The 25,843-nt window shown below is 44.0% G+C and carries 19 protein-coding genes; 10 read left to right on the top strand and 9 right to left on the bottom strand.

What is annotated here, in order from left to right; all coding sequences use genetic code 11:
- Nucleotides 1-103: 103 nt before the first annotated feature.
- From sstT to OCU28_RS06440, 3 genes are all read right to left on the bottom strand, one after another.
- Nucleotides 104-1,318 (bottom strand): serine/threonine transporter SstT, encoded by a 1,215-nt coding sequence (gene sstT, locus OCU28_RS06450; RefSeq protein WP_261815395.1) that lies wholly within the window; start codon nucleotides 1,316-1,318, stop codon nucleotides 104-106.
- Nucleotides 1,319-1,513: 195 nt separating this feature from the next.
- Entirely contained in the window at nucleotides 1,514-4,591 is a 3,078-nt protein-coding gene (locus OCU28_RS06445) for an efflux RND transporter permease subunit (RefSeq protein WP_261815394.1), read from the bottom strand.
- Nucleotides 4,588-5,640 carry an efflux RND transporter periplasmic adaptor subunit gene (locus tag OCU28_RS06440; protein WP_261817452.1) on the bottom strand — a complete coding sequence of 351 codons (1,053 nt, stop codon included), beginning with the start codon at nucleotides 5,638-5,640 and terminating at the stop codon, nucleotides 4,588-4,590. Before OCU28_RS06440 ends, OCU28_RS06445 begins: the two co-directional genes overlap by 4 nt.
- 157 nt (nucleotides 5,641-5,797) lie before the next feature.
- Between OCU28_RS06440 and OCU28_RS06435 the strand changes: the two genes are divergently transcribed.
- From OCU28_RS06435 to OCU28_RS06425, 3 genes are all read left to right on the top strand, one after another.
- Nucleotides 5,798-6,400: a TetR/AcrR family transcriptional regulator gene (locus OCU28_RS06435; RefSeq protein ID WP_261815393.1), complete on the top strand. Its 603-nt coding sequence runs from the start codon at nucleotides 5,798-5,800 to the stop codon at nucleotides 6,398-6,400.
- 138 nt (nucleotides 6,401-6,538) lie between these two features.
- Nucleotides 6,539-8,101, top strand: a complete 1,563-nt coding sequence (locus OCU28_RS06430; protein WP_261815392.1) for a peptide ABC transporter substrate-binding protein — start codon at nucleotides 6,539-6,541, stop codon at nucleotides 8,099-8,101.
- A gap of 106 nt (nucleotides 8,102-8,207) precedes the next feature.
- Nucleotides 8,208-10,649, top strand: coding sequence for an MMPL family transporter (locus tag OCU28_RS06425; protein WP_261815391.1), 2,442 nt, complete (start codon nucleotides 8,208-8,210; stop codon nucleotides 10,647-10,649).
- Nucleotides 10,650-10,717: 68 nt separating this feature from the next.
- Here OCU28_RS06425 and OCU28_RS06420 read toward each other — a convergent pair whose 3' ends face one another.
- Nucleotides 10,718-13,003, bottom strand: a complete 2,286-nt coding sequence (locus OCU28_RS06420; protein WP_261815390.1) for a YgiQ family radical SAM protein — start codon at nucleotides 13,001-13,003, stop codon at nucleotides 10,718-10,720.
- 221 nt (nucleotides 13,004-13,224) lie between these two features.
- Between OCU28_RS06420 and OCU28_RS06415 the strand changes: the two genes are divergently transcribed.
- The 4 genes from OCU28_RS06415 to OCU28_RS06400 all read left to right on the top strand — a co-directional run bounded on the left by OCU28_RS06415 (nucleotide 13,225) and on the right by OCU28_RS06400 (nucleotide 17,213).
- Nucleotides 13,225-13,920: a hypothetical protein gene (locus tag OCU28_RS06415; RefSeq protein ID WP_261815389.1), complete on the top strand. Its 696-nt coding sequence runs from the start codon at nucleotides 13,225-13,227 to the stop codon at nucleotides 13,918-13,920.
- Between the two features lie 191 nt (nucleotides 13,921-14,111).
- Complete coding sequence (locus OCU28_RS06410) at nucleotides 14,112-15,287, top strand: BamA/TamA family outer membrane protein (protein ID WP_261815388.1); 1,176 nt, start codon at nucleotides 14,112-14,114, stop codon at nucleotides 15,285-15,287.
- 77 nt (nucleotides 15,288-15,364) lie between these two features.
- A complete protein-coding gene (locus OCU28_RS06405; protein WP_261815387.1) occupies nucleotides 15,365-16,054 on the top strand; it encodes a hypothetical protein in 690 nt (229 codons plus the stop codon).
- Between the two features lie 958 nt (nucleotides 16,055-17,012).
- Nucleotides 17,013-17,213, top strand: a complete 201-nt coding sequence (locus OCU28_RS06400) for a DUF4250 domain-containing protein (RefSeq protein ID WP_261815386.1) — start codon at nucleotides 17,013-17,015, stop codon at nucleotides 17,211-17,213.
- Nucleotides 17,214-17,286: 73 nt separating this feature from the next.
- On the opposite strand, the gene OCU28_RS06395 is transcribed toward OCU28_RS06400, so the two are convergent.
- The 3 genes from OCU28_RS06395 to OCU28_RS06385 all read right to left on the bottom strand — a co-directional run bounded on the left by OCU28_RS06395 (nucleotide 17,287) and on the right by OCU28_RS06385 (nucleotide 20,376).
- Complete coding sequence (locus OCU28_RS06395) at nucleotides 17,287-17,826, bottom strand: hypothetical protein (protein WP_261815385.1); 540 nt, start codon at nucleotides 17,824-17,826, stop codon at nucleotides 17,287-17,289.
- A 136-nt stretch (nucleotides 17,827-17,962) separates the two neighbouring features.
- Nucleotides 17,963-18,460 (bottom strand): response regulator, encoded by a 498-nt coding sequence (locus OCU28_RS06390; protein WP_261815384.1) that lies wholly within the window; start codon nucleotides 18,458-18,460, stop codon nucleotides 17,963-17,965.
- Between the two features lie 14 nt (nucleotides 18,461-18,474).
- Nucleotides 18,475-20,376: an ATP-binding protein gene (locus OCU28_RS06385; RefSeq protein WP_261815383.1), complete on the bottom strand. Its 1,902-nt coding sequence runs from the start codon at nucleotides 20,374-20,376 to the stop codon at nucleotides 18,475-18,477.
- Between the two features lie 254 nt (nucleotides 20,377-20,630).
- Here OCU28_RS06385 and OCU28_RS06380 point away from each other — a divergent pair, with 254 nt between their 5' ends.
- The gene (locus OCU28_RS06380) at nucleotides 20,631-21,893 is read left to right on the top strand and encodes a YdgA family protein (protein WP_261815382.1); all 1,263 of its coding nucleotides are present in this window, start codon (nucleotides 20,631-20,633) and stop codon (nucleotides 21,891-21,893) included.
- A 136-nt stretch (nucleotides 21,894-22,029) separates the two neighbouring features.
- Nucleotides 22,030-23,112: a 3-phosphoserine/phosphohydroxythreonine transaminase gene (gene serC, locus OCU28_RS06375; RefSeq protein ID WP_261815381.1), complete on the top strand. Its 1,083-nt coding sequence runs from the start codon at nucleotides 22,030-22,032 to the stop codon at nucleotides 23,110-23,112.
- Nucleotides 23,113-23,139: 27 nt separating this feature from the next.
- Here serC and OCU28_RS06370 read toward each other — a convergent pair whose 3' ends face one another.
- A complete protein-coding gene (locus tag OCU28_RS06370; RefSeq protein WP_261815380.1) occupies nucleotides 23,140-24,060 on the bottom strand; it encodes a LysR family transcriptional regulator in 921 nt (306 codons plus the stop codon).
- A gap of 117 nt (nucleotides 24,061-24,177) precedes the next feature.
- On the opposite strand from OCU28_RS06370, the gene OCU28_RS06365 reads away from it, so the two are divergent.
- Nucleotides 24,178-25,167: a zinc-binding alcohol dehydrogenase family protein gene (locus OCU28_RS06365; RefSeq protein WP_261815379.1), complete on the top strand. Its 990-nt coding sequence runs from the start codon at nucleotides 24,178-24,180 to the stop codon at nucleotides 25,165-25,167.
- Nucleotides 25,168-25,240: 73 nt separating this feature from the next.
- On the opposite strand, the gene OCU28_RS06360 is transcribed toward OCU28_RS06365, so the two are convergent.
- Entirely contained in the window at nucleotides 25,241-25,696 is a 456-nt protein-coding gene (locus tag OCU28_RS06360; RefSeq protein WP_261815378.1) for a DUF302 domain-containing protein, read from the bottom strand.
- Between the last annotated feature and the right edge of the window lie 147 nt (nucleotides 25,697-25,843).

Genomic DNA, 25,843 nt, shown 5'->3' with positions numbered 1-25,843 from the left:
AACATTTCAGATTTGAAGTGGGTATTTTGTGAGCAATAAAAGAGAAAAATCCCGAAATCTATGCTGATAAATTTCGGGATTTAGGTCTGACTAAATAATGATGTTATGCGTTATCTAGCTGTTTAGCGTGTTCTGAGCGACAAACTGCAGCGGTAAATACCACGTCAGTTGAGCTGTTTAGCGCAGTTTCTGCAGAATCTTGGAGCACCCCGATAATGAAACCAACACCAACCACTTGCATCGCAACTTCGTTTGGAATACCAAATAGGCTACATGCTAGAGGAATAAGAAGCAGAGAGCCGCCAGCAACACCAGAGGCGCCACATGCTGATACTGCCGCTACTACACTTAGTAGAACAGCGGTTAAGAAATCAACCTGAATACCTAGGGTATGTACAGCAGCAAGAGTAAGCACAGTAATAGTGATAGCCGCACCACCCATATTTACAGTTGCCCCAAGCGGAATCGATACAGAGTAGGTATCTTCGTCTAGTTTTAGCTTCTCACATAATGCCATATTTACTGGAATGTTAGCCGCACTAGAACGGGTGAAGAATGCCGTTACGCCACTTTCACGTAAGCATTGCAGTACCAATGGGTAAGGATTTTGTCGAGTTTTGTAATACACAATAATAGGGTTTACCACCAAGGCGATGATAAGCATTGCGCTTAGCAGTACGAACAGTAAGTTGGCATAACCAAATAGTGCTTCAAAACCGGTTGTTGCAAATGTAGATGCTACTAAACCGAAGATACCAAATGGAGCTAGACGGATAATAAAGCGAACGATAGTTGATACGCCGTGGCTAAGGTCTTCAAACATCGCTTTGGTTGTTGCTGATGCGTGGTGAAGGGCCAAACCAAGTCCGATACCCCATGCTAGGATACCAATATAGTTACCTGTCATTAGGGCGTTAACTGGATTATCAACAACCTTAAATAGTAGGGTATGTAAAACCTCAGTGATGCCTTGAGGCGGTGTTGCACTTTCAACAAGGGTTAATGTGGTTGGGAATAGAAAGCTTAAACCAACGGCGGTTAGAGCAGCTAAAAAAGTACCAACTAAATAAAGAACCACAATTGGGCGCATGTATGTGTGTTGGTTTTTTTTCTGGTTGGCAATAGAGGCTGCGACAAGAATGAAGACCAAAATAGGAGCTACAGCTTTTAACGCACCAACAAAAAGGCCACCAAGTAGGCCAACTTTAATTGCCGCTGACGGAGCGAAAGTGGCAAGTACGGCACCAGCTAGGATACCGATAAGGATTTGCATGACTAGGTTACCCCTAGTCAAGCGAGCAAGAAATGTATTTTGCATGTTGTCTGTCCATGAATTCGAGAATCGTTATGGTGTTCTCGTTGTTCGTATTAGAAGTTTAATGTGTGTTGTGTCACGCTGTTAGATTACGATTCTCAGCGAGAATGTCTATAGCTAATCTGCGGATGATGCATAAAACCGCTCTAATACCTAGCATTTGATGGTGCTATCGAGGCAGGCCATCGGATAAACACCTTATTTACTGGCTATATTCTGTTGGTTGCGTGGTCTCATTAATATGCAAAAGGCAGCCGGTACAAAGTAAAATGAGATTAAGGTTGTGAGGGTTGTCCCTCCTGCAATTGCAACCGCGAATGGCGGCCAAAATCCGCCACCTGCGACGATGAGCGGCACAAACCCACCCACAGTGGTAATCGTGGTTGAGGTGATATGCCGAGTACAACTCATTACGGATTCAAGGATGGCATCTTTATTACCTTGCATTGCCAGCGGATTGGCTTTTAGCTCGGCTAGAATCACGATGGCAGCGTTAATCGCTAAACCGATGATACCTAGCATGGCAATGATCACGGTAAAGCCAAATGGATAGCCAAATAGCCATACTGATAGCAATCCCAACCCCGAAGCCAGCCCGGCAACTGCAAAGATGATATTGCTCAGACGAAATGAATTAAAAGAGACCACCACTACCAGAATCATTAGCACCACAACCATGGCCATATTGCCGACTAAGCTGTTAACTGATTCATCTCTTTCCGCTGATTCTCCTCCAAATTCAATATGATAGCCGCTAGGTAATTGATAGGATTTAAGGGCAAGCTGAAACTCATCCAGCGCGGTTTGGGGTAACACACCCGCTTGAATGTACCCCTCAATGGTATTAACTCGTGAGCCGTTCCGGCGTGGAATGGCTCCACGGCTAGGCGTGAGTTCCAACTGGGCAAGGGTTGAAATGTTAACCCCAGTTGTATAGGTGTCAGAGATAATCGGTAGCCTTAGATTACTAAGGTGATCAAGGTTTTCTCGTTGACTGTCTTGGACTCGAACTCGCACCGGAATAGATTCACTGCCTTCGATAATAGAACCACTTTCACGTCCGACTAATGTCGCTTGCAATAGGTCTGCAAATTGACTGAGCGTAATACCGCTAAGCTGTGCGGTATCTTCATCAACCTTCAACCAAACCTTAGGCGTCCCTGATTGAAGGGTTTCTCGGGTATGGGTGACGTAGCGAGTATTTGCCATAATCAAACGTACGTCTTCACCGATAGTTTTCAGTTGATCTAGATTTTCGCCATAGACTCGAAGTTCAATAGGTGCGTTAAACGGAGGTCCTTGCTCGAGTCTACGCACTAAGATTTGTGCGTTTGGCATGGCTTGATTAAGTTGCTGCTGCAGTTTTGGGATTATCTGATTGGCACTAGCGAAATGGTCTGTTTTTACCATCGCCTGTGCAAAGTATGGAGCACGATTGTCGGTTGCTGTCAGGTTGTAGTAAAACGAGGGGAAATTAGAACCAATTAGCCAATCTATTCTTTCAACCCCTTGGTATTCGCGCAGTAATTGGTCGATCTGTAGCGCCGTTTGCTGAGACGCATAAATGCTAGATTGAGGAGGCATATATACGCGTATCTCGAACATATCTCTATCTGATGGCGGAAAGAATTGTTCGGTTAATTGAGACGCGCTCCAAAAGCCTGTCATCGGGACGACCATCACCAGCAAAATAGCCAATATTGGCCTAGTGATTGCAGCTCTTACGGTGGATGAAAAGGCTTCGGTTAACCAGGGTATAGAGAGACCTGTCTGATACCATGCATTTGAACTGGTATGGCGTGGAAGAAAATGTGCTGAAAACCCCGCAATAACCGTATGTGAGATAAGGTAAGAGCCAGCCAAAGAGAATGAGACGGTAATCGCGATGGCACCAACAAACTCCCCAGTCGCGCCTGGGGATAGAAAGATAGGGGCAAAGGCTAATATAGTGGTCAAGGTTGAACCGGCTAGAGGAACCCATAAATGGCGAACGGCTTTAATAGCGGACTCTAGCTTTTGCATGCCTTTGAGGCGGTAGCTCTGAATTGTATCTACCATGACCACGGCATTATCAACCATGATACCAAGTGCCACGATAAGGCCAGTTACCGACATCTGGTTGATAGGCACACCCGTAAACTTCATCAGCAATAGCGTGAGTAGTGAGGTCAACGGCAGGGCGATTGCTACCATAATTGCAGCACGGATACCAAGGGTTACTAGGAGTACGATGAGAATGATACAAAAGCCGAGAATTAGGCTTTTACTAAGATCCGCTAGGCGTGATTGAGTATAGTGTTGCTGATTGAATAGAACATTGACTTTGATATTGCTTGGCAATTCATTCTGATAACGATTAATTAGCTGTTCGGCGCGCATTGTCCAACTGCTAACTCTAAGGGTTGGTAGCATGCGCGCAGCTACAATCACGCCCGGCTCACCATTTATTATTGCCATTTGTTGCGCAGGGTGTTTGGCTATTCGTTCCACGGTTGCAATATCATCGAGACGCAACCTATGACCTTGTTGGTCAATTGAGATCGGCACCTGACGAATGCGTTCCAAAGAATCGAGATCCGATGCCACTTCAAGGCCAAATCGCGAGTAGCCATTAACCAACTCTCCAGCTGAATTTTTGGCATCAGCGCCTTCTACTGCCAAAGCGATATTCTGGCTAGAGCGCCCTAAGGCGACCGCACTAGAGGTATCTAGGTTAACCAGAATCTCCTCTTCAGGCATCCCATACTCGTCCACAAACTCGGTACCCGATAAGGCTCGCAGGCGTGAAGCTAATTCTTTTGCATAGCGCCCTAGAGTCAATATATCGGCATGTGTATCGCCTTGCCATGTTAAGGCTGTGAGCAAAGTAAAGGCGTAGGTGTGGTCGCTATCTAGTTCAGGTGGTTGGGCACCATTTGGTAGTTGAGGTGCAAGGTCAGCGAGCTTGTCTCTTGCTTTAGACCATATAGGTTCAGGCTCGGTAATATTATCATTGAGTTCTAGGGTGACAATCGATACCCCCGGTCTTGAGCTAGAGGTAATCAGCTTAACTTCACTCAGCTCTCTAAGTTTATTTTCCACCACCTCAGTAATTAAAGACTCGACGCGCTCAGCGCTAGCGCCGGGGAGGGAAGTGGTTATATTGGCAAAGCGGTTGCTTATTATCGGATCTTCGGCTTGAGGTAAGGTGGTGAATGCCGATAGTCCACTGACAATTATCAATGCAGTGATGAGGATTAAAAGGCGGGTGTTGCCTACCACACTTTCAATCTTCATTGGGCTTGCTCCGCAGCTTGAAGCAAGGCGACCTGTTGCCCCGGAACCACACGATGTAATCCCTTAGCGATGATCTGTTCGCCTGAGTTGATAGCACCTTGCACAAAGGCGTGCTGCTCATCGGCATATAAAACTTGCACGCTACGTCGTTCAACCTGCTCCTGGTTATTGATAACAAAGACGTTCCATACTCCGCGCAATCCATCGGTTAAGGCGCTATTGGGGATCCAAAACCCAGATTCTGGGATAGATTGTGGGTAGGTTAGATATGCTAGTTGTCCATCGAGCACCTTGGCGGTGTTGGGTAATAGATAACGCAGTCCTACGCTGCGAGTAGTGAGGTCCACTTGTGCGCCAGGGTTAAGCAGCGTGACAGGGTATGTGTTGTGTCCAATGAGAACCTGCGGTTTTTTTAGTTGCTGTATTACGCTTAACTGCGCACTAGGAATGCCAATAAAGGCTTCTTTATTATCTTTTTCAAGCAACACCAGAGTAGGAGTGCCCATAGCGACAACGTCACCTAAGGAAACCAGTCGTTGACTAATCGTACCTGAGTAGGGCGCTTTTATTGTCGACTTTTCGATGCGCAGTTGATTGGCTTTAAGGCTTGCATCTAAACGCAATGCGTTGGCTTGAAGAACGCCCTGTTGGCTAGTTAATGCATCAATCTCTGCTTCAGCGCTAAACCCTTTTGCTTTAAGTGAGTTTTGACGCTTTAGGTTAGCAGCAACTAGCTTGAGGTGGGCGCGGATCTCATTTTTCTGGGCTTTTAGCTGCGCGGCCTCAGTTTCTAATAATTGGGTGTCTAAAGTAATTAAAGGGGCACCGGCAGCTACGTTTTGCCCCACATCTGCCATTAAGTTTGAGATCTTTCCACCAAGTTCAAATCCCAGTTTTGCTTGTTGTCCCGCCTTAACGGTTCCTACGTATTCGCGGGTAACATCATAAGATTTACTCAGTGTAAGGGTATGAGTGGCGACGGTGAGTAGAGGCTTAGGAATGTCAGGGGTCGTTGTTGCATCGTTGCAGGCACAAACCCCCAATGTCATCATAAATATTGTGCTAATGCGAACCACTGACATGTTACCTTCCTTGAGGTGCTTGATGCATATATCAGAGTAAAAACCAATCAAACTAGACTGTCCAGTTTGATTATGTTAATTATTGGTTACATCACACATTTAGCCGTTAACAACAGGGTGCACGATGAGTTCTCGAAGTGAAAAGAAAAGAGCGCAGATATTGGAGGCGGCGGCAACCCTTTTTACCGAACAAGGGTATGGGGTAAGTATGGATAGTATTGCTCGACTTGCAGGTGTATCCAAACAGACGGTGTATGCGCACTTTAAAACCAAAGACCTGCTATTTGAAACCTGTATTCAATCAAAGTGTGTGAATCACCAAATTGATCAAACGGCACTTGATCTGAATATGCCGATCGCGGAGGCTTTGGTGCGCTTTGGGATGCGTTTTCATACTATGCTATGGCAACCCGAGGTTCAACAGACGTTCCGTCATGCCGTGAGTCAGCTTGAAACACACCCCACATTAGCACAGATCTACCTTCAATCAGGGCCAGTGAAAACCACTCAAGTGTTGAGTGATTATCTGCAAATTAAGCATAATCAAGGGGATATTACGCTTACTCTGAATGCGCAAGATAGTGCAATGCAGCTACTATTGATGTTTCATGGTAAAGCGGTTTATTGGGGTTTTTTAGGCCATAATTGTGATCTAACACAAGACGAGCGCTTAAAATACATACAAGACTGTGTAGCGCTATTTTTAAGTCGTGCATTATCTAATTAGAAATGTGACAGACCGCTAATATTGAATTTCGAAATCTTGTGTCTGTATGTAACAATATTTGTATAGAACATATTAGGGATGAAGATGAAGCGCTTAGGAAGGAAGTTACTGGTATTGCTCGGTTGTTTAGGGATAGTTATGCCAGCTGTCGCACATCACTTTGATGATGATTTTCTGGCGAAAGACCAAGAGTTGGTTCGAGGTAACGATGCCGAAGCGGCGACTTTAAACCCATTGCAAGCGGAAGGTATGCCAGAGATCCATATCATTCGTGACCTGTTTGAAGGCTTGGTTATTCAAGACCGTAATGGGAATGTTATTCCAGGTACAGCACAACGTTGGGAAAATACAGACAATAAGGTCTATACCTTCTATTTACGCAGAGATGCCAAATGGTCAAATGGTGACCCTGTCACCTCGTCGGATTTTGTGTATAGCTTAAGACGAGCCGTTGACCCAAAAACGGCCTCACCGAATGCGTGGTATCTTGCGCTAGCGGAAATTAAAAACGCACAACAGGTGATAGAGGGAAAACTGCCTCCTAGTGCCCTTGGTGTTGAAGCATTAGATGCCCATACCTTACGCTTTACCCTTAATAAGCCAGTGCCTTATTTTCTTGCCATGACTGGGCACACAGTGATGATGCCCATTCACCGTCAAAGTGTTGAGGCACATCCCCATGATTGGGCGCAATCTAAGCATCTGGTCTCTAATGGCGCTTTTCAATTGAGTCACTGGGTGGTAAATGAATCGATTAATTTGGTTCGCAATCCTTATTACTGGGATGCAAAATCAACTCACCTTACAAAAGTGACCTATATACCTTTTGAAAACCAAATGGCAGCCGTAAATCGCTATCGTACAGGTGAGGTTGATATTACCTCGGATGTTCCAGCGCAAATGGGAGCGAAGCTTAAAAAAGAACTGCCTGAGGCCTATCAAGTCACGCCATTGCTGTGTACCTATTACTACGCATTTAACACTAAGCGTCCACCTTTGGATGACCCAAGGGTACGTACTGCGCTTTCGTATAGCATTATGCGCAATGTGTTAACGCAAGGCATAACCACCACCGGAAATATTCCAGCATATACCTTTGCACACCGCGATGTAGCGGGGTTTAGTGCTACTCAGCCTTCCTATCAACAATTAAGCCAACAAGAGCGAGATGCAAAGGCGCAACAAATAATTAAATCTGCTGGGATCTCGACCACCACCCCATTAACGCTTCTTTATAATACCAGTGAAAGTAATAAGGCGATTGCGACAGGGATTGCGTCTATGTGGCATAAAACGTTAGGTTTGAATATTGAACTGGAGAACCAAGAATGGAAGGCGTATCTTGATTCGCGAAAAAATGGGGATTTTGATATTTTGCGCGCTTCATGGTGTGGAGACTACAATGAAGCTTCGACGTTTTTGTCGCTATTTACTTCCGATAATCATAGGAATTACGCCTTCTATTCCAACCCTGATTACGATGCCATTATAAACCAAGCGCTGTTGGAGACTGATGTGAATAAGCGCAGTCGATTATATGATAAGGCCGAACAAATGCTGTCTCGAGACATGCCTATCGCACCTATTTACTATTATATGCAGGCTCGATTAGTCAGGCCAAATATTGGTGGAGTGCCACAACACAACGCCGAAGGGCGCATCTATTCCAAAGATCTCTATATTATGGATCTAGCAAAGTAAGTTATTAACAAAAAGGTCACTATGATGTGGCCTTTTTGTATGATATTGGAAACTATTAAGGTTTTAATCCTATGTTTAATGATGAGCAAACTTAGGAACTACATCAGTGCAAGAATTCATTAACGCTATCATTCGCTTTCCTAAAACCATTGCAGCATTGCTGTTAATTGTTACCTTAGGCGCGGCCTATTACGGGCAGATGCACTTTGCTATGAATGCTGACTTGAGTCATCTGGTAAAGCAAGAAGGTGCTTGGCGAGATAATTTGAATGCGCTAGACGACGCTTTTCCGCAATCAGCCAATGTGCTGGTGGTTGTGTCAGGAGCAGAGCAACAGCAAACGCGAAAAGTTGCCACTGAGTTAGCCAATGCCTTTGAGAAACAAGCGTTGTTTGGGTCGGTGTTTGCGCCGGTTACCTATACTTGGTTTGATAAATACGCACTGGGGTTTTTATCTGAACCAGAGTTTGCCGCCTTGGCAGATAATGCAGCTTTGTTAGTGCCTGGTCTAGTGACGGCTTCAAAGGCTAGCTCTTTGAATAGATACTTAGGTGCACTTGATAGCAAGCTTAGTGCTAACGAGCTCGACGCTGAACAGGTTAAAACCTTACTTACCCCTTTAGTTTCCAGCCTTAATGGGCAAAATGTTACCCTCGATAAGCTGATTCAGCGAAATCCCTCTCAGCCTAAAGGCTATGTGATTGCCTTAAGCGCTAATGAGGACTTTTCACAAACCACGCCAAACAAAATCATCATTGAAACTGTTCGCTCTGTGATTGATGCCAGCGATATACCGCAACACATAAACGTAAATATAACCGGACAAGCCGCTCTTGATTACGATGAAATTCAGGATGCAAGCCAAAGTGTTGCTGTGGCGGGCGCAGTGTCATTATTTAGTTTGGTGTGTATTTTAGCAGTCGGGATCCGCTCTTTACGTATTATATTGGCCAGTTATATTGCGGTTATGGTTGGTTTAATATGGACCTTTGCCGCTGGGTTGCTGCTTATTGGCAGCTTTAACACCATTTCAATTGTGTTTATGGTGATATTTATTGGCTTAGGGGTCGATTTTGCAGTTCACCTTAGTCTGCATATCTATGAGCAGCGTCTGAGAGGGTATGATAATCAAAAAAGTTTGGTGCAGGCATTATCACATTGCATTTCCCCCCTTGGGTTATGTGCGCTGTCTTCGGCAATCGGCTTTCTTAGTTTTTACCCCACAGCTTATACTGGGTTGGGGGAGTTAGGCGTTATCTCGGCATCTGGAATGGCGCTAGGCTTGATAGCCACCTTCATTGTTATTCCTTTGTTTTTTCAGCTATTTGGTTATCCAAAAGTTAAGTTACAAAATGCAAAGCGCAGTAAGTTTGCTCTTGCATTGGGGGATATGTTAGCTCGATATGAAATGAGGATTATCGTATTAACTGTATTTGCAGCGCTGGTCACTGGTGTTGTTGCGACTAAATTTCGATTTGATTTTTCAACCTTAGTACTGAAAAATCCAGATTCTGAATCGGTACAGACCTTACAATGGCTTCAAGATAATCAATTAGGCTCTAGCTATCAGCTATATATGTTGGCTAAGGATGAGCAGCAAGCGCAACAATGGCAGCAACAATTCAATCAAATGCCAGAGGTATCAACTGCGGTTACCGCGCATAATTTTATACCTAGCCAATATCAAGCGCGTGTTCAAACCTTACATAAACTGATGTCGATGCCTCAATCGAATGCCTCCTCTATGCCATTAGAGGATTTCGTTACTAAGTACGGGTCATACCTTAAAGTTTTAGGGTTGAATGCTATGGATGAAGTGAACCATCAAGCAGTGCTTGAACGACTGACTTACTCATTGCCTTTACTAGAACAAGCTAGCCGTGTTGTGCCACCTACGATGAGCCAATTACCTAGGTCGATTTACAATCGTTATATTTCGAAAAGTGGCGAATGGCTAGTGTCGGTGTCACCGTCTGGAGATATGCGCAATGTTGTTGAACTAGACGCGTTTATTGAGGCTGTACAAAGCGTTGTGCCAAAGGCAACCGGAAGGGCAGTCGCAGAGCAGCAGGTAGGGCGAATCATTGTAAAGGCATTTTATACAGCGATTGCTCTTTCTATCGCTGGCATAAGCGTAATTTTGCTATTTACGGTACGCTATAAGCTAGATATTTTATTTATATTTATACCACTACTTTTAACCACCACCACAACGTTATCCATCACACATTGGTTTGGACAGTCCTTGAATATGGCCAATATTATCGTGGTCCCTTTGATATTTGGTTTAGGGGTGGATAATGGCATTCATATAGTCAAACGATATCGCCACGAACAGACCATGACCCGCTTTTTCTCATCATCAACGCCCAAGGCAACCTTAATTAGTTGCTTCACCACAATTGCCACATTTGGGGCGTTAATGTTAACCGATCACCAAGGGATGTACTCCATTGGGCTTTTGCTAACGATTGCGCTGACGGCAGTATTGTGTTTTAGCTTGCTCATTCTGCCGGCGTTTTTACATCGTTTCGAGCCAAGCCGATAGTAGGTTGGAAGTAAGGCACAAATACCCAGTGCGTATTTGTGCCTTACTAGTAAGTTAGCGCACGTAACTTATCTTCTGCGTTTTGGCTTTGCAGGCTTACCTTGATATGAGCCTTTTGCAGCTGGCTTATTATTACCCTGAGTATTGCCTGAGTTTTTTTGTCCTTGCTTATCGCTGTTTTGACTGGTGCCATTGGGCTTGTTTTTATTCGGTCGCGGATTGGATTTCGGATTGCGAATATCAGGTTGGTTTTTGGTGTGCTTGGTTGCAAAGCGATTAGCACCATGACGCCCTGATTTACGGCGTTGAGCTGGGGTTGATTTATCTTGATCTTCTTCAGGTACAAGACAACCGGGCTTATCCCCGATAAGGTATTTTTTGCCCATTGCAATCAGTGCTTCACGAATTAAAGGCCAGTTTGCCGGATCGTGATAACGAAGTAGTGCTTTGTGTAAGCGGCGCTGACGCTCACCTTTAGCAACCGGTACATCTTCACGTTGTTTATATTTAACGCGTTTTAGTGGATTGGTTTCTGAGTAATACATCGCGGTAGCGTTACACATTGGCGATGGATAAAAGTTCTGTACCTGATCACACTCAAAATCATTCGACTTGAGCCACATTGCTAGGTTAAGCATGTCTTCATCTTCAGTCCCTGGATGGGCCGAGATAAAATATGGGATAAGATATTGTTTTTTACCCGCTTCTTTGGAGAATTTTTCAAACATCTCTTTAAAGCGGTCATAGGTGCCCATACCGGGCTTCATCATCTTATCTAGAGGGCCTTTTTCAGTATGCTCTGGTGCAATCTTTAGATAGCCACCTACGTGATGGGTAACGAGCTCTTTAACATACTCCGGAGATTCAATCGCTAAATCATAACGAACACCGGAGGCTATCAATACTTTTTTGATGCCTTTAACTTTACGCGCTGCGCGGTAAAGATCGATAGTATGTCTATGGTCAGTATTGAGTTTGCTACAGATCCCAGGAAATACACAAGATGGTCGGCGGCAGGTTTCTTCGGCTTTTGGAACGCTACAGCCAAGGCGATACATGTTGGCACTAGGCCCTCCGAGATCAGAGATTGTGCCTGTAAAACCAGGCACTTTACGCTTAATATCTTCTAGCTCTTCTAAGATGGATTCTTGAGAACGATTCTGAATAATACGCCCTTCGTGCTCTGTAATTGAACAGAATGAACAACCACCAAAACAGCCACGCATGATGTTAACTGAGGTCTTAATCATTTCGTATGCGGGTATTTTGGCTTTGCCATAACCAGGATGCGGTACGCGAGCAAAAGGAAGCCCAAATACATAATCCATCTCTTCTGTAGACAGAGGAATAGGGGGCTGATTGACCCACAACTCACGGTCACCATGTTTTTGTATCAATGCTCTTCCCGAATAAGGATTGGTTTCGAGATGCATAATACGGCTGGCGTGAGCGTAAAGAATACGGTCATTTCTTAATTTTTCGAACGATGGCAGTCGCACCACGGAGTTTTCTGCATCGTGGCGCGTAGTACGAGCAATTGCGGGTTTAATTTCCACAACTTCTGCTTGATCGCTTGCTTTATCGGTACATGAATCATCGACTATATACGGATTGATAGGAACAAAGGCTTTACCTGGTTTTTCAATTCGGCTGGAATCGATTACCTTGTAGCGCTGTGGAACCTCAATAAGGTTGACCGCAGTACCACGAATGTTGGTTAGATCGGCCATTTGTTCACCGTCTGCCAAACGATGAGCAACTTCAATCAATGCACGTTCGGCGTTACCAAATAACAGTAAGTCGGCTTTAGCATCGAATAATACTGAGCGTCTTACTTTATCTGACCAGTAATCATAGTGCGCGATTCGGCGTAGGCTGCCTTCAATACCACCTAATACAATAGGCACTTCTTTATAGGCTTCTTTACAACGCTGAGAATAGACGAGAGTAGCACGGTCTGGTCGCTTGCCACCTTCGTTATTTGGGGTATAGGCGTCATCGTGGCGCAATTTACGATCAGAGGTATAACGGTTGATCATTGAGTCCATGTTGCCTGCGGTAATACCAAAGAATAGGTTTGGTTTACCGAGTGTCATAAAGTCGTCTTTATTGTTCCATTTAGGCTGGGCAATGATCCCAACTCGAAATCCTTGTGCCTCAAGAAGGCGACCAATAATAGCCATTCCAAAGCTTGGATGGTCAACGTAAGCATCGCCGGTAACAATAATAATGTCACAACTGTCCCAACCTAATGCGTCCATCTCCTTACGAGTTGTCGGTAGAAATGGTGCGATGCCGAAGCACTCAGCCCAATATTTTTTGTGCTGATGGATTGGAGTAATAGTGTTGTGCATTTTTTGACCTCTATAAGCAAGCGGGGCATTATACCGATTTGTGCGTATCACTGCTAGCCATTCTATCTCTAGGTCATGATTGCTTTTCCTATGTAGCCAATAAAATAAGCAAAGATAGATTGCATTGCTCAATTATGCCTATTGATGCAGTAACATAATTGAAGTTGTGACAAATATCACGTTTATTGCCGTGCAGCAGTGCGCCAATTAGGGGAATAATTATGAAAAAATTAGGTATCGTAGCGGTATTAGTAGCAGGGACTCTTCTTGCAGGTTGTGATGCAGATGGCACCAAAGATGCGACTAAAGATATCAGCGTGTTTGCCAATAAGGTTTCGGTTGGTGCACAAATTGATGCAATAAAGCCGAATGGTCGTGATGCTTCTGCGAAGTTTGAAAGTAGCACTTGTTACGTATTCCCTGATGCAGCTAAGCGTGCAGTAGTAGTGGGTATTACAGACGCTGATAAATTAAGTACTACCAATAAGCTGGTTGATACAGGTGCTGACTGTAATGCGTTTAAAAACGATACAAATTTAGAAGAATACACTATTGGTTTTAACCAAGATGATTCCGTTCAATTTTTCACTCGTATTTACTCAAATATGAAGATTGCTCAGGAGTACACCTCGTCACAAGGCATTGAAGGCGGATATGGCGTTATTGCTATCCGTCAAAATATTCCTGATGATGCGACTCATCAAGTGGAATATATTATCCGTCAGGTTGATAAAAAAATTGAGGTTGGGAAAAGTACCGTATTAACTAAGTCTGAACCAAACTTCACACGTTCAGCAGACAGTACTCGTACCTTTGATAACCTGAAAGATCTTAAAGATCACAACGCCTTGCCAGCTCTTGCTATTCAGAGAGTTAAGATCAGTAGTGATTTCACAGATAGAGTGTCAGATATCTAATTGTTATTTTTCTATAAAGCAGCGATATATTCGCTGCTTTTTTTTTGGATTTAATTTGACGATTTCTCTATAAAGCAGGCCATGCACAGAAATCTGACTTTTCTATTTAACTCAAAGGTTTAACACAATCTAAGAATAGGTATACTGATAAGTAATTACGCTCATATGATAAGGAAAGGAGTGCCTTAATTATGAACACCACTTGTTGTAAATCCTTTGCTATTGCCTGTTCTATTGTTTCTTTTGATAGCATAGCCACCACATTTACCGATCCTATTGATGGGATGCTGGATATGGGGGAATACTTAGCCGAAAACGCGTATGGATTTTTGCCTATCCCCATTATTATCACTGAACCTGCGATTGGCTATGGCGGTGGGTTTGCGGGTATGTTTTTACACGAAACAGAAACTCAACGAGAAAACCGTAAGCAGCTTGCGCTGCAATCATTGGAAGGTGGTGCGCAACTTATTCCACCGGCGGTTACCATTGCAGGAGGCGCGGCAACCGAGAATGGAACCTGGTTTGCGCTCATAGGGCATCGACGCGTTTGGAAAGAAGACAGTATTCGCTATCTCGGCGGAATAGGGGCTGGTAAGGCAGTCATGGACTTTTATCCCTTCGCCAACGCTGCTGGTGATATAAAGAACCTTGGCTTACAGATAGAGACTGAAGGCGTAGGGGGTATACAGAAGCTGCAATTTCGGATACCGGATACCTCATTATTTCTTGGGGTTCAGCAATTCTACGCTAATAGTGAGGTGCATGTGGGCAGCATTGTCCCTGAGCCGATTAAGGTTAATAAATCAACGACGTCAGGCTTGGGTGTCAATCTTGAATATGATGCAAAAAACAGCTTTTTTTTCCCCACTTCTGGTTGGGACCTAAACCTAGAATATCTATGGTTTAGAGATGGTATCGGTAGTGACAATGATTACGATACCCTTTTGCTTGAGAGTTCAGCGTATATCCCTTTAGCCGATAACTGGACCCTGGCCTTCGGTGTTGAGTATAACTCCTTAACCACAGACGAAGTGCGCTTGCCGCCATTAGCATACCCCGATATCTCTTTAAGGGGCATCCCAGTTAACCGCTATCAAGGTAATTATACGAGTGCCTATCAATCACAGGTTATGTGGCAGGTTACACCGCGTTGGAATGTATCGCTATTTGCTGGGGTTGGTGGAGCGAGCGGGATAGGTCGTGCCAGTGAGGGAGCATCACAAATGTTCGATAATCTGCACTATGCCTATGGAGCTGGCTTTCGTTACATGATTGCTCGTCGTTATGGTCTGCATTACGGAATGGATTTCGGTTTCAGCGAAAGTGACAGTGCCTTTTATTTTAATGTCGGATCAGGCTTGTAATCCATACAGTCAAAGGTTGAGCTTAAAGTGGGCTATAGGTAAACTGCCGAGCTCACCATTTGAGGGTATTTAAAGCAATGGATTTTTATATAAGCGTTAGTCACTACATCTTGTCTCCGGCAATTGCCGTATGTTTGGCTTTGTTTATTGTGGTTCTTACTAAGGGTGAGATCTGCCCTGGACAGAGAGGGCGCTTACATAAACAGCTGATTAGTGTATTGGTTTTGCTGTTAGCCTTAGTTTTGAGTAACCCTTTGCTACTAGTGCCTGCCCTTTGTTTAGGCTGGTTTGTTTCTCAGACTAAGCGCGGAAAAACAAGAGTCGAAGGCCCTATTTGGGCACTGTGTATGGCATCAGCAACAGCGATAATTACCTCAATCATAGCGGTAGAATTCACCTCAACTATTCAATTGTCGTTCGAGTTACTCGTTTCAGTATTACTTGGCGCTGGGATAACACATCTATTAATGACCCTGGCACGAACTCGTTTACAAGCCTTCCACAGCATACTTCCTATTGCAGGTGTGATAAGTGTGATGCTATTGGTCTTAATAGTGCTATTGCAGTCATATTCGTATTTACAAGGACAAACTGAGCAGGTAGTGAGCGTCATAGTTCAGGCATTTCCGGTGTTGCTGATAGGTAGCGTGATTAGCTGTTGGCACCTGTTTCGTAGTATTAAACCCACCTCTATACAGTTGTTGATATCATCGCTAGCGCATTTAACCGCATGCTATTTATTGTTGCCGATTATTTACCCAATATAGAGCGATAAACTCATAAACGCGTGCACTCCGAGACCTTAATCTAGTTCACCGCCCCTCCACAGACCCCGGCCTAAAAGACTACCGGGGTGACGAAGTGTTGGGTTCAGAGATATTGAGCTGACGGAGGGATTGGCTTCCCACCGATACATCGCTACACCGACTCATTGACTCATCGATTCACCGATTCACCGATTCACAACTACACCCCAACCCCGTCCTCCCCGCGCAGGCGGGGATCTGTAGTCTCTCAAACCTAAATCAAGCACACAGCATTCATTGATTTCCGCGCCCCCACAGACCCCGGCCTAAAAGACTACCGGGGTGACGAAGTGTTGGCTTTCGAGATATTGAGCCGACGAGGGATTGGCTTCCCACCGCTACACCGATACATCGCTACACCGATACATCGCTACACCGATTCATCGATTCACAACTACACCCCAACTCCGTCCTCCCCGCGCAGGCGGGGATCTGTAGTCTCTCAAACCTAAATCAAGCACACAGCATTCATTGATTACCGCGCCCCCACAGACCCCGGCCTAAAAGACTACCGGGGTGACGAAGTGTTGGGTTTCGAGATACTGAGCCGACGAGGGATTGGCTTCCCACCGATACATCGCTACATCGCTACACCGATTCATCGATTCACAACTACACCCCAACCCCGTCCTCCCCGCGCAGGCGGGGATCTGTAGTCTCTCAAACCCTAAATCAAGCACACAGCATTCATTGATATCCGCGCCCCCACAGACCCCGGCCTAAAAGACTACCGGGGTGACGAAGTGTTGGCTTTCGAGATATTGAGCCGACGAGGGATTGGCTTCCCACCGATACATAGATTCACCGCTACACCGCTACACAGACTCACCATTTCATCCCCACAATCCTCCCCAAAACATGCAAACTTCCACGTTTCAAACTACTCTTTTAAAAGAGTCAGTGATAAAAGAGGTAGGCAATGGATTTGAGTAATTTAAAAAACTGGGATGGCAATATTTTGCTGGGTATTGTTAATGAAAAGCTTAGGCTTGAGTGTGACAGTGTAGAAGAACTGGCTAGCGTGTATGACTTAGACGTGACGGTTTTAGCAGATAAGTTGGGGCATGTGGGCTTTACCTATGACCCGTTGACTAATCAGTTTAAGTCGCATCAATTTTAACGTTAACAATGCATTTAAAGAGTAAAATGCCCGCAATAAGCGGGCATTTTTAATATTAGATAGCTAAATCTTATTAGAACAAGAAGCGGGTAGTTAGCATGAACTGATCACCATAAAAGTCATTCAGTTTCCCTGCTAAGCCAATGGAGAATAGCTCGGTTGCGTGGAATCGACCATAGGCGCTACCAATCCAGTCATCACGGCCATCCATAGTCACGTAACCTACGTCACCACCGACTTCGAACTGTGGACCTAACCATTGACGCCAACCTAGGTTTACTTCCATACCTACTTTGGTGTCCATTCTACGGTTATCGGCAACGCGAGCTAGCATTTGTCCGGTGATGTCCGCCCAGTTAGTTACTGGTGCATGGAAACCTAGACCGGTACGAAGTAAGAAATCGCTATCGAATTCTGAATCAGCTGTGGCAACAAAGTGGGCATTGGGGTGTATAGATTTATTAAAACCTGCACCAAAGGTTAGTGGCGCCATGCCAATTCGAGCTTCAAAATAATCGTAGTTAAAGTTGCTCATTACGTTTGGATTTTCGGCAAACGCTGTCCCTGAAAAAGTGGCTGCAACGGCAAGAGCAGCACAAGTTAGTTTACGCATAGTCGTTAAAAAACCTTCGGTGAATCTTATGGTTAGTGCTCAATATTAAAGGAACGCAATCGATAGCTCCACTAAAACAGACCTGTAGAAAAGACAATTTTTCGTTAATTTACGCTACCGCACATTATATGCTGAATTATTCGCCAAACTGAGTGCGTTTTTCCGCCATCGCTTGTAGGATCTGCCGACTATCAAGGTAGGTCACCCACTGCATTGGATTATTTGTATGTGCAATAACGTAGTCCGTTAGGTGTTGTTTTACCGTTTGTTGTAGTAGCTCAACCTGCCAAGGCTTGGCGATATAGAAATCTAAGCAGTGGTTGTTTACGGCTTGAATAGTATCTTCAAGATCGGCTTGTCCCGTGACTAAGATTTTTTTTGAATTGCGAGTGTCTGGGTTCTGATTTAGCTCAATTAGAAAGGGAATTCCAGACTCTTCAGGCATGATGTGATCACATAAAATCAAAGCCAGTGGTGTAGATTCACTTAGATACTCATCGATAACGTCTCGTGCCTCTGCAACCGATTCTGCTGCTTCAATTTCACAAAATGGAGAAAATGGCTCAAGATCTCGGATTACGCTGTCTAACACATCGCGTTCGTCATCGACACAAAGTAGTAGTAGTTTTTGCATAATATCTCTCGTATTTATTGCATTTGGTAGGGGATGATTACACTCATCGTCGTGCCACTGTTTTTAGCTGAGCGCACAGTAATTTCTCCTTGATGCCGATGGATAATCTGTTGGCAGACAGATAGACCAATTCCTAATCCAAAATCGCCCTCAGTTTTCGTGGTGTAATTGAGATCGAAGATTCGCTGTTGTAAATCAGAATCGATACCACAACCAGAGTCTGCAAACGAAACCGCTATATGGCTATTTTTAATCAACCGCGTCGAGACAACCAGTTTCCCTTTTTCTGGCATTGCATCTAAGGCATTGGCAACAAGGTTGGTCCAAACTTGCTGCAAGGCAATAGGTTGACAGGATATGGCTGGAATATCTTGGTAGTCTCTGACCACGGTAAGTTTTTTTAGCCGATTTTCAAATATAACTAAGGTGTCTTCTATGCCCTCGTGGATGTCGACCGTTTGTATTGATTCTTCATCGGAGCGAGCGTAGCTCTTTAAGCTTTTTACCATGTTTGCAATACGTCGCGAGCAAACATCTATTGAACGCAATGTTGTGCCACAGGTATGAAAATGCTCCAATTCAGAGATGAGTTTAGGTAAAGGATATTCCGTATTGCTGAGTGTTTGCAGCTGTTGTTGCAACCCCATAGCAACGACTTGTTTTGCTATTTTTTTGTCTGGAATAGTCTCAGAGAGCGCCTTGGCTTGGCGCCGTATTTCTGCAGTTGGAATAGGGTTAGATTGCAGAGCACGGTGCAGTACTTGATTGCCTAACGCCAGACTGATGGGGTTGAATGTGTTGGTTTGTCGAGAAAACTCCTGCTTTAAAGTATCAGAGCTACGCAAAATGGCTGCAATCGGATTGTTGAGTTCGTGAGCGACACCGGCAACCAACTGGCCTAAAACCACCATTTTTTCATTTTCAACCAGTTGAGCTTGGGCAGCTGCTAAGGATTCATAGGTATGCTCTAGGCGCATTTTAGTATTGATGCTTCTTTGCAGGCGTCGATTAGCATGTCGAAGCAAAAGATTGGTAAACAAAGGTAGGATAGCGCTGTTTGAATGCATCACCTTAGTAAAGGTTTGTTTGCTTAGCTTTATTACACGAGTTGCTGAGTAGGTAATGGCCGTTGAAAAAGACTTTTCACCGGTTACAAATGACATTCCGCCTATGATCCCGCCTTTACCGTGGCGGGTTACCTCGCGGCTCTTATTGTGTTCATCTTTTTTATAAAGTGCTATCTCGCCGTCAATAATAAACCATAAAAATTCATTGCTTTCCCCTTCTTTAGTCAACAGGTGGGAGGGGGAGTATTGGCGCAGTGCTCGGGTTTCGTCGCCCTTAGAAAAGAAATCTTGTAATGCAGAGCATACTTTTTCTGATAGTTCTTCATCGCTGATTGAGTGGTAATCTTTAATGAAATTCTGTCGATAATCATGAATTCGCCTATCAATATGGGCGCGTATGATTCGTTGGCTATCAAGCACTGACCCGAAAGATAACCAGTCTAGTTTAGGTATATCTAAGATGTAATGGGTAAGCTCTTTGCGAACGATAGTGATAGCTTCGTCGATATCAATTGGTTTGGTAAAGCAGTGATCAAGTCGCCCTTGGTTTACTGCAGTAAGGATAGTGGCGAGTTGAGTGGGTTCACATAGCAACAGTTTTCTGGCTTTGGATTGATGCTGCTCAAGCTCAACTAGCAGTTCTGCAGCTTGGGTTGATTTTGACTGGGATGCAATGATAAGGGCAAGGTGATCACCATTTTGCTGGATTTTTGTCAGCTCTTGGGTTGCCGATGTTTGGTCTTTAACAAAGCGGAGCGAGAACTTTTTAGCAAAGCCATTAAGTACCCATTGCAGTGCTTGCAATGATTTTGGGTCACTTTCAATACAAAGTATGCAATGTTGAGCCATAATTACCCCAATATTTTTAGATACCCTAGCAATTTAATAGCACACTGTATGAGAGGTGGTTAGTGTTCCTTTAAACTACTCAAAAAAATGGTAAAAAGACTGATTTATCTCAATATTTTGAGTTGGTTTCTGTACAATGTTCATAGAAGTTAGTGACGGATTCTAGAGTTCAAATCTCAAGTTAACCTTTTAATCATCCATTATCGGGCACAGCTTAATGCTGAGGTCGATTACCAAAAATTAGAAAGAGAACTATGCGACAAATTAAATCGATTGCCGCGGTAGGTGGTGCAGTAGCACTTATCGGTATCTGGCCTCTTGCAGTTGGCCAAATTGGTCAAACCGTATTTACTGATGCGATTCAACATGCAGCTAACCCTGACATTAAAGTAGAGCTAGTGCAATACGATAGAGGCTACCTAACCTCAAAGGCGACTACCCGCATGGTGGTGGTTGACCCTCAGCTTAAGGCTGAACTGACTGCCAATAAATTACCAACTAGTATAGTTCTAAAGCATGATATATCTCATGGGATATTTAGCCTAACCGGACAAACTCACCTTGAAGGTCACCCGCAGTTGATGCTAACCACGCAAACTCAACTCAATGGGAACACTGAATTTCACTCGGATATTCCGGCTCAACAGTTTGACTTTACAGATAATGGACTTGACGCCCTTGTGGTGGGAAATTCCAAGCTTAACGGCTCAATTTCGGTACTTGGTAAACTAGATTATGAAATAAGTGTCGCCAATATAGAGTTGGATTATAAAGATGGCATGGTTATGTCATTCAATGGCTTATCTAGTCAAGGGGAAGGTGCCTTTGAACAAGGTATGTGGCTTGGCGAGCAGACTTCTGGTATCGATGGATTTCTTCTAAGTGACTCTGAGCGCGTTAGTATTGCAGAATTGTCGGGTATGAAGTATCACTTACAAACGACAGAAGATAAACAAAGCAACACGTTACAAGGCCAATATCACCTTACATTTGATGAATTACACAATGCAGACGGTGAAGCAAAGAACCTTGATTTGCAATTTGATGCCACTGGCTTTAATAAAGACGCGTTCGTTGCACTATCCGATATGTATAAGAACAGCCCTGTATGGACTGATCAAGATACGGTGCAAGCGTTACCTCACCTCGATGATTTTTTAAAAACGGGCTTCAAATTATCCTTGAAAAACTTTAGTGTGGATATTGATATGGGCCACTTTAAGTCAAGCTGGGATCTTAACTTACCCGCAAATAAAGATTCATCGACACAAGATGTGTTGAAGCTGATTGATCATCTCGATGGAGATATGCATGCATTTGTATCGAGCGACTTAGTACTTGCATATCCATACATCCAGCAGAACCTTGACGAATTGATGATTATGGAAATCGCGACTAAGACTGATGAAGGCTATGAGTTAAACATCCAGCTTAAAGATGGCAAGCTGATGTTTTCAAATGGAAAAGCGGTACCAGTCATGTCAGCTGTATTGCCAATATTCATGCAAAAACATTAATTTGAAAAATATTGCATATCAACAAACGGTCCAATAGGGCCGTTTTTTATGTTTGTTAGAAATGATACTTATATCTTGTTTCTAGCTGAGTTATAGTCAAAATAGTAGCTAAGTAATTCAGGAGTAGAGAGAACAAATGGAAGCGGTCTACAATTTTAGTGCAGGGCCAGCAGCCCTACCAAAAGCAGTTATGGAATTAGCTCAGCAGGAGTTTGTTGATTGGAATGGGCTTGGGCGTTCGGTTATGGAAATCAGCCATCGCAGCAAAGAGTTTATTGCCGTTGCAAATCAGGCTGAACAAGACCTTCGCGATTTATTGGCTATCCCTGATAATTATAAGGTTCTATTTTGCCAAGGCGGAGCGCGAGCTCAATTTTCGGCTATTCCGTTAAATCTATTGGGTGATAAGAACAAAGCAAGCTATATCGATGCAGGTTATTGGGCAGTGAGTGCTATTGATGAAGCGAACAAATACTGTGACGTACAGGTATTTCAAGCAACCACCGAAATCGATGGGAAACTCGCTGTAGTACCCGCATCAGAGTGGGAAATTGATCCCCAAGCCGCTTATGTACACTATTGCCCTAATGAGACTATCGATGGCATTGAGATCAATGACATACCACAGACTACGCTTCCAATCGTAGCGGATATGTCATCTACGGTTTTATCGCGCAAGATTGATGTGAGCAAATTCGGTGTGATTTATGCGGGGGCTCAAAAAAATGTTGGGCCTGCTGGTATCACAATTGCGATTGTACGCGATGATTTATTAGGACTTGCAAGCAAGGTTTTACCAAGCACGCTGAGCTATAAGCTGTTAGCTGACAAAGACTCTATGTATAACACGCCGCCCACTTATGCTTGGTATCTATCTGGTTTAGTCTTTAAGTGGTTAAAGTCTATCGGTGGCGTTGAAGAGATAGAGAAACGTAACCGTCGTAAAGCAGCTGCGTTATACAAAGCAATCGACGACTCAAGTTTTTATAAAAACAATGTGCATGCGGACAACCGTTCATTAATGAATGTACCTTTTCAACTGGCTAAACCTGAGCTTGATTCCCTGTTTCTTGAACAGGCTGAAGCTAAGGGCTTAAAGGCTTTAAAGGGGCACAGAGCTGTAGGTGGTATGCGTGCATCCATTTATAATGCAATGCCTGAGGAAGGTGTTCAAGCCTTGATTAAATTTATGCATGAGTTTGAAAGCAAACACGCATAGACTTTGTATTTAAGGTTATAGGGCTCATTAGAGCCCTTTTTTTATGGGGTAGTTTTTAATTAATGCTTGCTGTAAAAACTGTTTAAGTTGTTTAAATATGGTGCTGTATTGCGACTTATCGGTGAACACGAGATATAACGGCGCGTCTTCTCCTACCCAGTCCGGTGCGACCTTAACTAAACGTCCACTTTGTAGGTCTTGATAAATATCGATTATCGATTTGTACGCAATTCCATAGCCATCAATTGCCCATTGATGAACTAAGTGCCCATCACTAGATTTACGCCTGCCTTTAACCTTAACTGATTGTGTTTGCTTGCTTTTATGGTGTGTAAATTGCCATTGATCATGCCATTTGTCGTGTAAAGTGAAGCAGAGACACTGATGCTCTACAAGCTGCTCAGGGGTGGTAATGGACGAATGTTGCTTGAGATATGCAGGTGAAGCGCACAATGTTCGGTAGTTATTTCTAAATAGTGGCATGGCAACCATGCTTGAGTCTTCTGGCTCGCCGATTCGAATGGCGAGATCTACGTTTTGCCGATATAGGTCAGCATGCCCGTCGGTAAGGTGTAATTGAATACTAACCTTGGGATGCAATTGCATAAATTGATCAATTAACCGAACCAATACTCCTCTACCAGTATCAGAGGGCATAGAGAGGCTAATCGTCCCTCGCAATTCGGTGTCATCTTGCTTGAGCTCATCAATACCTTGTTCAAATATACTTAGGCCCAATTGGCAACGCGGAAGAAATTGCTCTCCTTGGGGCGAGAGTCGCAGCTTGCGAGTAGAGCGAATAAATAGCGGCACACCTAATTCAGTTTCTAAGCGCTGTATTGTTCGACTCACTGCGGCTGGGGTCTGATTTAAACTTCTTGCCGCAGCTGACAGGCTGCCAAGTTTGGCGGTTTCTAAAAACACGCGAACGTCATGCAAAGATTTCATTATTAACCATTTGTAATAAGTGTTTTGTTATAGATGCTGTTTTTAAACTTTTATTCACTAATTACAATGATACTCGTATTTTACAACCTTGTAACCTTACAACCTTGGAGAGACCGGATGAAAGCGATTGGATACCTAACAAATTTACCGATTAATGACGCTCAATCTCTTATGGATATTGAGATTGATAAACCTAGCGCCAGTGGGCGTGATGTATTGGTGCAAGTGGAGTCAATTTCAGTAAACCCTGTAGATACTAAAATACGTGCCAATGTTGCCCCACAGAGCGGCTATAAAGTCATTGGTTGGGATGCCGTCGGTAGTGTGGTAGAAGTCGGTGATGCAAGTTCACTATTTAAGGTTGGAGATAAGGTATGGTATGCCGGCGATTTAACCCGCTCAGGTAGCAATGCTGAATTTCAATTAGTCGATGAAAGAATTGTCAGTCACGCGCCAAATTCATTGAGTAATGCAGAGGCTGCCGCGTTGCCACTTACGACCTTAACCGCGTGGGAAATGTTGTTTGACCGCTTACAGGTTAGTGGAGATAAACGCATTCTAATTATCGGCGCTGCTGGTGGAGTAGGGTCAATTATGGTTCAGCTTGCCAAGAAACTAACCAAGCTGCATGTGATAGCAACCGCCAGTCGTCCAGAATCTGTACAGTGGTTAAAAGAGCTTGGAGCGGACCAAGTGATTGACCACCACCAATCATTGTCTGAGCAGCTTGGCGGTGAGAATTGCGTGGATTATATCGTTAGCCTAAATAATACCCAGCAGCATTTAGCCCAGGTGTACAAGATTATTAAACCTCAAGGTAAATTTGGTCTAATTGATGACCCATCTAGCTTTGATATCATGCCGTTTAAGCGCAAAAGTGTGTCGGTGCATTGGGAGTTCATGTATACCCGTTCCATGTTCGAAACGTCAGATATGCAGCAGCAGCACGTTATCTTGGATAAGGTTGCTAACATGATAGACGCGGGACAAATTAAGACGACCCTCGGTGAACATTTTGGAACCATTAATGCGCAGAATTTAAAGCGCGCACACGGCTTGCTTGAGTCTATGCAGGCACGTGGAAAGATTGTTTTAGAAGGGTTCTAGCTTAGTTTGTGGTGAGCCTTGATTAAATGAAAGGGCTTCCTTTGAGGTAGCCCCTTTTGTTTACGCTTTAAGCTTAATTTCCGGTAGCTAACTTAGCAAATGCCGCTAAGGCGTTAGATACCTTGCCTATAACTTTATCGCACCCCTGAATGTTGTGACGCTCTACTAAGTAGCTAGGGTCGTTATAGCTCAGCCATACATCGCCTTGTGCGTCTTGATAGATAAGCGCTTTCTGAGGCAGGTCAATCGCGACTGTCTGCTCACATTTCATCAAAGGCGAGCCCACTTTTGGGTTACCAAAGATAAACAGCTGCGTAGGACGCAATGCAATATCGACCCCTTGCGCGCCTTTAGCGTGATCAATACGCGCAAATATATTCATGCCTTTATCGGTAAGTACATTTTGCAAATTGTTAGCGGTGGTAGCCACATCGTACTGGCTTTTTACCTGTATCAGGCCTGAGACATCAGCAAATGCAAGCGTGGTAAAGCTTAGAGATAAAAGCGCCCCTGCGATGAGTTTTATCATAATTTACTCCATATTTAACTGTTATATATTGTTATTTGGTCATGCATGGTCGGCTTGTAGAAATTGTTACAAGCTATAGAGGCAGAGTATAAGTCAGCGAATACAATAACGCCGAGCTAAAGCTCGGCGTTATTCATAGGTGCTTAC

Origin of the sequence: Vibrio gallicus, from assembly GCF_024346875.1 — a bacterium.
Lineage (GTDB): Bacteria > Pseudomonadota > Gammaproteobacteria > Enterobacterales > Vibrionaceae > Vibrio > Vibrio gallicus.
This window is presented reverse-complemented; position numbering and strand designations above follow the sequence as displayed.

Bases quoted from the DNA above. Each gene is read 5' to 3' on its own strand.
- sstT (WP_261815395.1), bottom strand. From the start codon at position 1,318: ATGCAAAATACATTTCTTGCTCGCTTGACTAGGGGTAACCTAGTCATG.
- OCU28_RS06445 (WP_261815394.1), bottom strand. From the start codon at position 4,591: ATGAAGATTGAAAGTGTGGTAGGCAACACCCGCCTTTTAATCCTCATC.
- OCU28_RS06440 (WP_261817452.1), bottom strand. From the start codon at position 5,640: ATGACATTGGGGGTTTGTGCCTGCAACGATGCAACAACGACCCCTGAC.
- OCU28_RS06435 (WP_261815393.1), top strand. From the start codon at position 5,798: ATGAGTTCTCGAAGTGAAAAGAAAAGAGCGCAGATATTGGAGGCGGCG.
- OCU28_RS06430 (WP_261815392.1), top strand. From the start codon at position 6,539: ATGCCAGCTGTCGCACATCACTTTGATGATGATTTTCTGGCGAAAGAC.
- OCU28_RS06420 (WP_261815390.1), bottom strand. From the start codon at position 13,003: ATGCACAACACTATTACTCCAATCCATCAGCACAAAAAATATTGGGCT.
- OCU28_RS06415 (WP_261815389.1), top strand. From the start codon at position 13,225: ATGAAAAAATTAGGTATCGTAGCGGTATTAGTAGCAGGGACTCTTCTT.
- OCU28_RS06410 (WP_261815388.1), top strand. From the start codon at position 14,112: ATGAACACCACTTGTTGTAAATCCTTTGCTATTGCCTGTTCTATTGTT.
- OCU28_RS06405 (WP_261815387.1), top strand. From the start codon at position 15,365: ATGGATTTTTATATAAGCGTTAGTCACTACATCTTGTCTCCGGCAATT.
- OCU28_RS06400 (WP_261815386.1), top strand. From the start codon at position 17,013: ATGGATTTGAGTAATTTAAAAAACTGGGATGGCAATATTTTGCTGGGT.
- OCU28_RS06395 (WP_261815385.1), bottom strand. From the start codon at position 17,826: ATGCGTAAACTAACTTGTGCTGCTCTTGCCGTTGCAGCCACTTTTTCA.
- OCU28_RS06390 (WP_261815384.1), bottom strand. From the start codon at position 18,460: ATGCAAAAACTACTACTACTTTGTGTCGATGACGAACGCGATGTGTTA.
- OCU28_RS06385 (WP_261815383.1), bottom strand. From the start codon at position 20,376: ATGGCTCAACATTGCATACTTTGTATTGAAAGTGACCCAAAATCATTG.
- OCU28_RS06380 (WP_261815382.1), top strand. From the start codon at position 20,631: ATGCGACAAATTAAATCGATTGCCGCGGTAGGTGGTGCAGTAGCACTT.
- serC (WP_261815381.1), top strand. From the start codon at position 22,030: ATGGAAGCGGTCTACAATTTTAGTGCAGGGCCAGCAGCCCTACCAAAA.
- OCU28_RS06370 (WP_261815380.1), bottom strand. From the start codon at position 24,060: ATGAAATCTTTGCATGACGTTCGCGTGTTTTTAGAAACCGCCAAACTT.
- OCU28_RS06365 (WP_261815379.1), top strand. From the start codon at position 24,178: ATGAAAGCGATTGGATACCTAACAAATTTACCGATTAATGACGCTCAA.
- OCU28_RS06360 (WP_261815378.1), bottom strand. From the start codon at position 25,696: ATGATAAAACTCATCGCAGGGGCGCTTTTATCTCTAAGCTTTACCACG.